The sequence below is a fragment of the Acinetobacter sp. ATCC 27244 genome (genome assembly GCF_000156555.1).
Taxonomy (GTDB): domain Bacteria; phylum Pseudomonadota; class Gammaproteobacteria; order Pseudomonadales; family Moraxellaceae; genus Acinetobacter; species Acinetobacter haemolyticus.
The window spans coordinates 208,453-218,460 of record NZ_GG665951.1; the positions used below are offsets into that span (position 1 = coordinate 208,453).

Below are 10,008 nucleotides of genomic sequence, written 5' to 3' on the forward strand. Positions count from 1 at the left end.
ATTTTAAACACAAATGCAGCATATGCGTTGCTATGGTATGTCGAATATGGTCTGGACGCTGATGAAAATACCGCTGACTTAGACCATCACCTGATAAATCCTCTATAACTTGATAGCCAATTTCATTTACAGCTTGATGCAAATCTTTCGGTCGAAACTGACCTTTTAATGGTTCTTTTAAGAAACGGGTAAATTGTGAAACAAATAAACTCCCGAAACGCTCAACACCATCCAATTCACGATAGTCAATTGAATAATCTAAAACTACTTCACTTCCCTCGCTAGCGATTTGAGCAATACTCGATAAAGTATGTAGTGTGGTCTGTGGTTCAAGATAGTGTGTTGTACCCAACCAAGAAAAAAATGCTTTTCCATCTTGTTGAAATGAACTTCTTGCCAAAGCATCTGCAATCGACTCTTTTTCAAAATCAATTGACACAAACTCAACATTAGCTGGAATGTCACCAAATTCTTTGAGTTTCGACTGTTTTGCCGCTTGGGTATCAGGATGATCGACTTCAAAAATTTTTAAATTAGGATAGCGCTGTGCTTGTCTCAACGTGAACGAATCTAAACCTGCACCCACCAAGACATATTGCTGAGTTCCTTGCTGAATCGCTTGCTGCAATAAGTCTTCTGCATATCGAGAACGACCAACAACTTGCCCTGTCAATAAACCTAAAGTTCGGTTAAATACAGTTGAGTTCATCACTTTAACAGTAAGCGATGTTTTCAATAATTTTTGCCAACCTTTGCTGGTTAGCTCAAATGCAAATGGGTCAGAAAAAACTGGATTTTGAGCATTTTGGAAATGATTTGCACGTAAAGCTGCAGCCGCCTCAGCCGTTCGGCTTGATTGTCCATCTTTCATATTTATTTCCTAATTTATTTGTATCTTGCAAAAAATAAGCAGCAAACTCCATCCTAAGATAAAATTTACTGCCCTTATATCACTCGACTAAAAAATTAGTTGGTCTTTTCAGTTTGATACGTCACTTGATAATCGTTTAAATCCATCTGTTTTAAACGTTGTTTTAACTTCTTCAATGACCAAGGCCAAGCAGCAAAGTTTCGACCATTTGCATCTAAATAGTAGCTCTTACATCCACCAGCATTGAAAACAGTTGTTTTAAGATGCTTTTGTACTAACTCATTGTGCTTTTTAATCACTTCAGTTTGATGTTTAACTTGGCAATACCTTGATCTCTAATTTTCAATAAACCATCAACGATATAATCAAGTTGAGCTTCTGCTAGACCAATAAAAGAGTCATATACCAGAACGTTCGGACCCAAAACCAAGAAAGCATTTGGTACGTTTTCAATGCTTGTACCTAAATACGCTTCTGGAGAGCTACTTTTCCAAAGGTCATTTAAAATCTCACCTTTTTCATTCGCAACACGCTTACCAATCGGTGGATGAGAGACTTCAAAACCTGTACCCCAAATGATCACATCCACTTCATGACGCTCACCATTTGCAGCAACAACAGTATTACCTTCAACCTTGACTAAACCATGAGGGATGAGTTTAGTATTTGGTTGCTGTAAAGCTGGATAATAATTGTTTGCGAACAACAAACGCTTACATCCGATAGTGAAGTTTGGCGTCACGTTTTTACGCAATTCTGGGTCTTCAACTTGGAAGCGTAAAATCAGTTTAGCCAACTCACCGACTGGCTTTAACACAGCAGGATTACGTAACCCAAAGTTAATCGCATTCAATGATTGAGCTACCGCTTGACGCCAAGTTTTTTGGATCAATGGATATTTTTCGATTAATTTTTTACTTACATCGCCCAAATCCGTATCAGGCTTTGGAACAACCCACGGCGCGGTACGCTGGAATACATACAATTCTTTGGCTTTAGGTTGAATTTGTGGCACAAACTGAATAGCTGATGCGCCCGTTCCAATGACCGCAATACGTTTACCCGTCAAATCATAATCATGATTCCATCTTGCTGAATGGAACATTTCGCCAGTAAAGGTCTCTAAGCCATCTAATTTTGGAATTTGAGCTTCGGTAATTGGACCTGTTGCGAAGACCGCTGAGCGTGACAAGAACTGCCCTTTATTGGTATCCATCACCCATAAATTACGCTCATTATCCCATTTTGCACTGAGTAACTCTGTACCAAATTCAATTTTTGAACTTACGCCAAAATTTTCACTCACTTCTTCAAGGTAGTTTAAAATTTCAGGTTGACGAGCAAATAAGTGACTCCATTTTGCACTTGGTGCAAATGAATATGAATACAAAGCTGACGGTACGTCACAACCACAACCTGGATAAGTGTTTTCACGCCAAGTACCACCAACGCGTGTCGCCTTTTCAATGATCTTATAGTTGCTATAACCAACTTGATCAAGACGGATTGCTGTCGCAATACCTGAAATACCCGCCCCCACGATAAATGTATCGTAAATATGCTGTGGGAGTGCTTTTTTGTCAGCAGAATTTAATTTTTTTGCTTGAGCTGTCATTCAAAATATCCTTTCATCTAAAAACAGATGTCAATAACGCTGTCTTACCGAATTCTCATCTAAATTTCATCATTAGCCTTCGGCTCGACCTACTTTTCTTTTGGGAAAAGTAGGCAAAACCATTTTCATCCGCAAAACCTGTTCACCACTTTCATTTATTTAATACTTTCTTGAATATAAAACCTTATTATCTTTTTGATACTATGCAGGTTGCGGACGATCATTACGCGTATCAAAACTCGATAGAGATTTTACATTTGCTTAGGCTATTTCATTAATCGGTATGATGTACCCAAGAATTTTGCATATAAATTCGGAGCAGTACGTTTCATTAACCAGAATAGTTTTGCGTCAATCTGAGGGATGGTATAAAGCTGATCTTTATCCAAACGGTCTAATGTCAGCTTGGCAACTTTGTCACTAGTGGTAAAAGCCAAGTTCGTCAATGCATAATCCAAGATGCCCTTGTGCGGTACTTTGCCATTTTTGATGATATTGGTTGGCACTAATGTTGGACATAACACATTAACTTTGATGTTATGTTTTCTCAATTCAGCTGAAAGCGTTTCAGACAAAGCACGTACACCAGCTTTAGTCACGTTATACGCTGTCATTTCAGGTGCCGCAGTATAAGACGCTGCTGAAGCAACATTGATAATTGCACCGCGACCAAGTTGTTTAAACTTTGGTACAAAATAGTGACAACCATGAATCACGCCCCATAAGTTAATATCTGAAACCCATTTCCAATCTTCCAGAGAGGTTTCATCAAACTTACCACCCAATCCAACACCAGCATTGTTGATCACAAGTGTTGTTGGGTGTTGCATAAGTTGTTCTGCTTGGTCAGCAAGCTTTTCAACTTGTTTAGCATTTCCAACATCGCACTTTACTGCAAAAGCTTTTGAACCCAATTGCTCGATTAAGGCAACCGTTTCTTTTGCTGCTTCCAAGTTAATATCGGAGCAAACCACAGTCCCGCCACGCTTTGCCAGTTCAAGTGCAAAACTACGACCAATCCCACTTCCCGCACCAGTTACCACTGCATATGCGTTTTGGCTTGGTTTGGCTTTCTTTCCAAATAATTTCATATTTGTATTCCAAATTATTGTTTCAGCTTGACCAAGTTATGCAGATGCTGCACGAACAGGTGGTACAAATTCTTTTAAGAAATAAGGTGATAACAAACCTGTTTCTGGATTTAATAAACGCTCTTTGTAATATTCCATGTACTTGGTCGTATCATGGTCGTTTGGGTGGAAGCTTGGACGTAAATATTCCAAGATATGCATAAAGCTACTACCAAATACGCCTCGTTCACTACCAAATAACAATGCGGTACTTTCTAATACATCTTTCATATAGCGTGGATTGATTAAATTACTTGGCTTACGAATAAATGGCATCAAGTAACCACCTAAAGAAACACCACCTAAAATGGTTAAACTTGCAAGTAAGAATCCAGTAATACGAACCCAGTAATCGCCTGATAACTCTAGAAACACATCATAAGCAATATCTTTATGCTCTGATTCTTCGAGCATGTGCCACATCCACATCGCACGTTGTCTTTCATCTTGCGAACCAAGCAAATATTCTTCATGCTGCATCATAAATTCAGCGAGTACAGCGGTGTAATGCTCAATACCTGCCATCAAAGATAGCTGCATAGAGTGCGGTAGTTTATAAATTCCGTACTCAAACACTTTATCAGCAATCGCACGGAGTAATTCGACTGGATAACCATTCTCTTTGAGAACTTCATCATTGAATTGATTATGAATTTTTGAGTGAATTGCTTCTTGACCAATTAATGAAGTCAATCTTTGTTTCAAAATCGGATCATTAATAAATTCACGATGGTGACGAGCTGTCTCAATGACCACATCCTCACCAAAGGTTAAGAAAATCGATAAAGCGTGAAAATAAGAAGTCGCCAACTCTTTATTTAAGAAGAACTTCTGATCCAACTCAGCTGGATTAAATTTGAAATCAAAATGACGAATAGGAATTGGAGCCTTGTTCGCTAAATTTTGGACAATACCTTGATATTTAGTACTAAGTTTGTCTGAAAATACATTTCGAATAACTTGAGCGACCATAACTGATCCCCTCATATAAAGAGTAAAAAATCAAAAACACCTTGAAGTTCTTGACAGCATAGTGGACGAATAAAATATGACTAGAACCAAACTGCTCATATAACAATGAGCTATTCTGCCAACTAAACTCATAAAATCCGTCCTGCACTACTTACTGCAACTCAGTTCAAACTCTAAATTAAGCAGCTTGAATCTTCGGTGTAAATTCCTTCACAAAGAACGGATGTAAGGCACCGCCTTCTGACAACAATTTCTTCTCGTAGTATTCAAAATAATGTGAGGCATCATGGTCATTTGGGTGAAAGTCACGACGCAGATAATCAAAGATTCGACCTTGTGTGCTACCAAATACGCCATCTTTTGGACTAAAGATCAGTTTCACGCCACGTCGAGCATCTTTCCAAAATTTCGCAGTTAACATTTCTTGAGGTTTACGCAGAACTGGAACCAATGTTGCAGAGAATGGAATCAACCCAAGAATCGTGAAATAAGCAAGGAAGAATCCTGTAGCACGTAATGGATAATTACCATTCAGCGTTTGATAAACATCATAAGCGACATCTTTATGTTCAGATTCTTCAAGCATATGCCACATCCACAAAGCACGTGTCTTGGCATCATCCGAGAAATAGAAATTCTGCTCATGTGCCATCATGTATTCAGCTAGAACAGCCGTGAAATGCTCGATTCCTGCCATTAGAGAAAGTTTTAATGGTTGTGGGAATTTCAAGAAAATATAATCAAAGAACTTTTCACCCAGGAAGCGGTATAAACGTACTGGATAATCTAGTTCAACAATTGCATCATTAAATTCATTGTGTAATTTCGAATGAATTGCTTCTTGACCAATCAAAGATGTTACACGTTGTTTTAAAATAGGATCTTTGAGCAAATCACGATGGTGACGCGCTGTTTCAATCACTAAGTCTTCACCATAAGTCAAGAAAACTGAAAGTGTTGCAAAGAAAATCGTTGCAAACTGATTATTCATATAGAATGATAAATCAATCTGTTTACCTTCAAATCCGATTGCCAAGTGTCGAATGGGTATGCTCTTTTTACTCGCAAAATCGATTTGCTCAGTTATTGGGTTGGATTTAAATAAACTCAAACCTTTGTTCAACGTGCTGCTAATCATGGCTACACCTACCTACTTCACTTGAGCGTCATTTGCCCTTTAATATTCTTTGGATTAGGTTCATCTCTTTTCGCCACACTCATTCTTTTTTAAGTTACGAAAAAAGATTCGGGAGATTTTATTGAACCTAGTTCCCTACTAGAACCAATGTAAACCGATCTTATGTTCGGATTCAATTCGGGTAAAATCGTTTGGTTTTTGATCTTAAATCACTTACTTATAAAGTTTAAAAACATCAAAAATCCAAAACACCAAATTAGAATAAACTGTTTAATAACAACACCTTAAAATAATTTTAATTTTTATAAGATTCCAATAAATTCAAATAGTCTATTTTATATTACAGATATGAAACATAAATTTTAAAAACTGTAATTTTATCTGTTCGGATTATTTTAATCAGTCTTTAACTTCAGATCGCAGCATGCTAATCTGACAATATGTTCGGATTTTAATAATAATACATTATGGTTACTCGCAAACCCCGTCAATCTCGCTCAAAAGTTACTGTAGATACGATTATTGAGGCAGGATTTATCGCTGTTGCAACCAATGGTACAAGTGGCACAACCACACGTCATATTGCTGATATAGCAGGAGTAAGTGTCGGTTCTTTATATGAGTATTTTAAAAATAAAGAAGAAATTTACGATGCCATGGCCAAAACTTTTGTCAAAGAAGTTCTCGACATGGTGAAAGAGCTCACCCCTATTATTGTTGAAATGGAGTTAGAGCCTTTATTTGAAATGATTTTCTATACATTTCGTGATCTGCTTACTCGTGACAATGATCGTTATTTGATATGTCTGCGATATGCAACCGAGCTCAAATATGAGCGTTATATTGGTCAGATCGAAATGGCACTCATGGAAGTGCTGATGAAATACATGATGCGCCATCCAAAATATTTAAAAGTAAATAATTTGAGCGTCACAGCCTATATCAGTATTAATAGCAGTATCTTTAATGTAGCTCGTCATCTGATATTACCAAATCCACAAATCACTTTCGATGAAATGATCAAAGGCCTAAGCACGATGATTATTAGCTATATTGAAGCTGAATTGGCCAAAGCAGAAGCCTAAAAACCATAGTATTCATCATTCACAACATCTTCACGTAACCAACTATAAGCTGGATACAATGAATATAGGAGAATGATGATGTCTACCGTTATAAAGCTTTCGATTGCTGCACTCAGCATCATTTCTTTGTCTGCCTGCAAAAGTATCCCTAGCTATACACCTGATTATAGTCAAGCTCGTCAGCAAATCGCAGGGATTAATTTGAATGATCAACAAGCGTTGGAAGTAGGTCAACGATTTGTTGCAGCTTTCAATACGCTTGGTACCCCACAGTTTGTTGACACAGCTGGTCAACTCTATGCTGAGCAATTATTTATAAATGACACACTGGCTCAGTTTTCATCTAAGCAAGACTTAATAAAGCACTTCAATGGAATGAATCAACGCGTTAGTAATGTCTCGGTTAAGTTATTAAATACTACTTATCAACAAGACTCTGCATACGTGCACTGGCATATGACATACGACTTCAAATTTTTAGGTCGTAACAAAACCATGTCATCTTATGGAATCAGTGAAATTAAAATAAATCCGGCAAATCAAATTGTATTCCAACAAGATTATTGGGATCCTGCCAATGGTTTGTATCGCTCACTTCCATACGTCAGTGGGGTCTACGCTTGGTTAACACCGTTTAAGAAAGTTACCTAACAGAATCTTAAGGAGTTGATATGCTGATCTTAAAAAGACATTTGGCACTATTGTCATTTGGGGTGTTTACACTGGTAACAACAACAATAAGTCATGCCTCTTTACAATCATGTGGTTCAGCACCTTTAATTGTGACCAAAAAAAATGTGGGAACTGTGAGTTACCTCGCCGAAGATTGTAGTAAAAATTGGCAAGATCAAAGTATTCGCCTAGATTTCAACTACACTCACGACATTCCTGAATGGGCCTTTAAGCGAGCAGCTCAACACTTCCTCAAAAAGAATGTTGATCGTTATAGTTCAGATTCTCCACTCAATCGCATTACCCAACTTTATCGGCCTGTACGGAAAGGTGATCTTTATCGTCTTGAATACACCGCCTCCTCAAAAACACTTGCACTAAGTCTAAACCAAAGAGTTTTAGGCTCAATTCAGGATGCACAAGCCAACCAATATTTTAAAATTTGGTTTGGGCAATCTCCATTTAGTGCTAAATTAAAACAACAACTTTTAAATGAATAAATCAAATACAATGCCGAATACAAGTTATTTCATCTTGATGGTTGAAGATCATTACGAGCTGGCTTCAACCGTCTGTGAATTTTTAGAAGACCACGGTTTCGTTATTGATCACGCACGTAATCTAGATGCTGCTCGCCAATTCCTTAAACAACAGCCCTATCACCTATTATTGTTAGATATCAACTTACCTGATGGGTCTGGCTATGAACTATGCGAGTGGTTAAGAACAGAACGTGGTTTGGATATTCCGGTACTTATGCTAACAGCACGTGATACCTTGGATGATAAACTCAAAGGTTTTGCCTCTGGAACAGATGATTATTTAGTTAAACCTTTTGATTTTAATGAATTAGTCGTACGCATACGAGCCTTAATCAAACGTGCAATGGGTGAAGTGTCCAATAGTAAACTTCAAATACATGATCTTGTCCTTGATAGTGCCACTCAACAAATTACTCGTGCTGGTAAAATCATCGATTTACCCCCTATTCAGTTTAAATTATTAAAAATCCTGATGCGAAACTCACCTAAAGTGATTAGCAAACAAGAAATTGTCATGGAACTTTGGGGAGATGAAGAACCTGAAAGTGATGCCTTAAGAAGCCATATTTATAACTTACGTAAAATGGTTGATAAACCCTTTGAGCAAAAACTCATTCATACGGTATCTGGGGTCGGTCTTAAAGTTGCTGTTGCTTCTGATTAGTTTAAATACACCACGACAATCAACCCTGTAGTTAAAGCCAAGTCCAGTTGTGGGTGAGTTAAGAGATAAAATTGACGATCGTATAACTCTACTCGCCAACCCAATTGTTTGCATAACTTCTGTACAAGCTGCAATCCGATGCCGTGTCCTTTGGCTTTGAGTTGCAATTGTCGATCCGAGAGTTGTTGTACTTTTAAATCATCCGGCAATTTGATTCCAATGCCATTATCTGCAATCAAAATACTATTCTTCTGTTGAATGATATGAATATCTGAACCTTCAGAATAGTTAAGTGCATTACGCAATATATTACTGAGTACCATTTTAGTCATCGAAGGATATAACCATCGTAACTGCTCAGCATGTTCTTGGATTACATGGATTTGCATTCCTTTGGAATGACTAACAGGCTCCAAATCAAATACCAAATCTTGCACGATTTCTGAGAGTTTAGCTTGCTCTATCGTCAAGGTATTCGTCGTATTTCTTGCTATCGCTAATAGGGTATCAACTAAAAGCTGCATATCCTCAATGGTATTTTGCAGACGAGTAAGCGCTTTATCTTGTCCATATCGTGCCTGACACAGTTGCACGTTACCTTTTAAAATCGTAAGTGGGGTACGCAGCTCATGACTAACATCTCCAGTAAACTCACGCTCTCGCTGGATAAACTCACTCAAAACCACATGATATTTTTCCAAAGCTTGCTTTAAATACTGTGCCTCCATATTGCCATTTGTTGAAATATCTTGAAATGGTGAAGCCTCTTTACTCTGATGCTCCCAATCTATTTGCTCAAGTGCATTTGCCAAACGAGTAATCGGTGAAAAATAGCGACGTGCGCGACGATTCGACCACCATAAAAAACTATAAAGAATAAATAAGCTAAACATAAGTGGCGCAAGACCAAATAGCCACACTAGTTTATTCACATTACTTTCGCCAAAGACTAATAACACATGTTGACCATTACGTTCACCATAAACAGTCATGCGTTCTTTACCATCAATGAAGATACGATGCACACCAGATTGGAGCGACATTTGTCTAAATGGTTGCGGTGGAATATCAGTCATCCAGCGATAACCATACAGATTTTTGGTGTCAGGTAAATCTGCATTGGGATTACGCTCTATACGCATCCAATAATGTTCCATTTCCTGCTCTAGAGCTGTTTTAAGCAGTGATCCTTTAATTACCCACGCACTGCATGAAATCCCGATCACAATTGATAGTGCAATTAGACCAATCTGCAACCAATAATGGCGGCTGAATATCTCGCCTAAAGCGTGCGATTTCTTGGTTGCAGTGGTTTTTAT

At 37.9% G+C, this 10,008-nt stretch carries 9 protein-coding genes and 1 pseudogene; 4 read left to right on the forward strand and 6 right to left on the reverse strand.

From position 1 onward, the window contains the following. The 5 genes and pseudogenes from HMPREF0023_RS04925 to HMPREF0023_RS04945 all read right to left on the reverse strand — a co-directional run. Nucleotides 1-871 (reverse strand): class I SAM-dependent methyltransferase (locus tag HMPREF0023_RS04925; RefSeq protein ID WP_008941336.1); only part of this gene is annotated, 871 nt, incomplete at its 3' end. Between the two features lie 95 nt (nt 872-966). Further along, nucleotides 967-2,486 (reverse strand): annotated as a pseudogene (locus tag HMPREF0023_RS04930) (flavin-containing monooxygenase). A 266-nt stretch (nt 2,487-2,752) separates the two neighbouring features. Further along, complete coding sequence (locus HMPREF0023_RS04935) at nt 2,753-3,577, reverse strand: SDR family NAD(P)-dependent oxidoreductase (protein WP_004639500.1); 825 nt, start codon at nt 3,575-3,577, stop codon at nt 2,753-2,755. A gap of 36 nt (nt 3,578-3,613) precedes the next feature. Beyond that, a complete protein-coding gene (locus tag HMPREF0023_RS04940; protein ID WP_017395081.1) occupies nt 3,614-4,588 on the reverse strand; it encodes a metal-dependent hydrolase in 975 nt (324 codons plus the stop codon). Between the two features lie 178 nt (nt 4,589-4,766). Next, nucleotides 4,767-5,726: a metal-dependent hydrolase gene (locus HMPREF0023_RS04945; RefSeq protein ID WP_004639504.1), complete on the reverse strand. Its 960-nt coding sequence runs from the start codon at nt 5,724-5,726 to the stop codon at nt 4,767-4,769. Nucleotides 5,727-6,193: 467 nt separating this feature from the next. Between HMPREF0023_RS04945 and HMPREF0023_RS04950 the strand changes: the two genes are divergently transcribed. The 4 genes from HMPREF0023_RS04950 to HMPREF0023_RS04965 all read left to right on the forward strand — a co-directional run bounded on the left by HMPREF0023_RS04950 (nt 6,194) and on the right by HMPREF0023_RS04965 (nt 8,689). Continuing rightward, nucleotides 6,194-6,811 (forward strand): TetR/AcrR family transcriptional regulator, encoded by a 618-nt coding sequence (locus tag HMPREF0023_RS04950; protein ID WP_004639509.1) that lies wholly within the window; start codon nt 6,194-6,196, stop codon nt 6,809-6,811. 78 nt (nt 6,812-6,889) lie between these two features. Next, nucleotides 6,890-7,462, forward strand: coding sequence for a nuclear transport factor 2 family protein (locus HMPREF0023_RS04955; RefSeq protein WP_017395080.1), 573 nt, complete (start codon nt 6,890-6,892; stop codon nt 7,460-7,462). A 20-nt stretch (nt 7,463-7,482) separates the two neighbouring features. Further along, the gene (locus HMPREF0023_RS04960) at nt 7,483-7,983 is read left to right on the forward strand and encodes a chalcone isomerase family protein (RefSeq protein WP_005082619.1); all 501 of its coding nucleotides are present in this window, start codon (nt 7,483-7,485) and stop codon (nt 7,981-7,983) included. 10 nt (nt 7,984-7,993) lie between these two features. After that, nucleotides 7,994-8,689, forward strand: a complete 696-nt coding sequence (locus HMPREF0023_RS04965) for a response regulator transcription factor (RefSeq protein WP_017395079.1) — start codon at nt 7,994-7,996, stop codon at nt 8,687-8,689. Here HMPREF0023_RS04965 and HMPREF0023_RS04970 read toward each other — a convergent pair. Then, nucleotides 8,686-10,008, reverse strand: coding sequence for a sensor histidine kinase (locus HMPREF0023_RS04970; RefSeq protein ID WP_026056315.1), 1,323 nt, complete (start codon nt 10,006-10,008; stop codon nt 8,686-8,688). The two genes, HMPREF0023_RS04965 and HMPREF0023_RS04970, sit on opposite strands and share 4 nt — an antisense overlap.

Coding starts and splice junctions, on each gene's coding strand:
- HMPREF0023_RS04935 (WP_004639500.1), bottom strand. CDS start 3,577: ATGAAATTATTTGGAAAGAAAGCCAAACCAAGCCAAAACGCATATGCA.
- HMPREF0023_RS04940 (WP_017395081.1), bottom strand. CDS start 4,588: ATGGTCGCTCAAGTTATTCGAAATGTATTTTCAGACAAACTTAGTACT.
- HMPREF0023_RS04945 (WP_004639504.1), bottom strand. CDS start 5,726: ATGATTAGCAGCACGTTGAACAAAGGTTTGAGTTTATTTAAATCCAAC.
- HMPREF0023_RS04950 (WP_004639509.1), top strand. CDS start 6,194: ATGGTTACTCGCAAACCCCGTCAATCTCGCTCAAAAGTTACTGTAGAT.
- HMPREF0023_RS04955 (WP_017395080.1), top strand. CDS start 6,890: ATGTCTACCGTTATAAAGCTTTCGATTGCTGCACTCAGCATCATTTCT.
- HMPREF0023_RS04960 (WP_005082619.1), top strand. CDS start 7,483: ATGCTGATCTTAAAAAGACATTTGGCACTATTGTCATTTGGGGTGTTT.
- HMPREF0023_RS04965 (WP_017395079.1), top strand. CDS start 7,994: ATGCCGAATACAAGTTATTTCATCTTGATGGTTGAAGATCATTACGAG.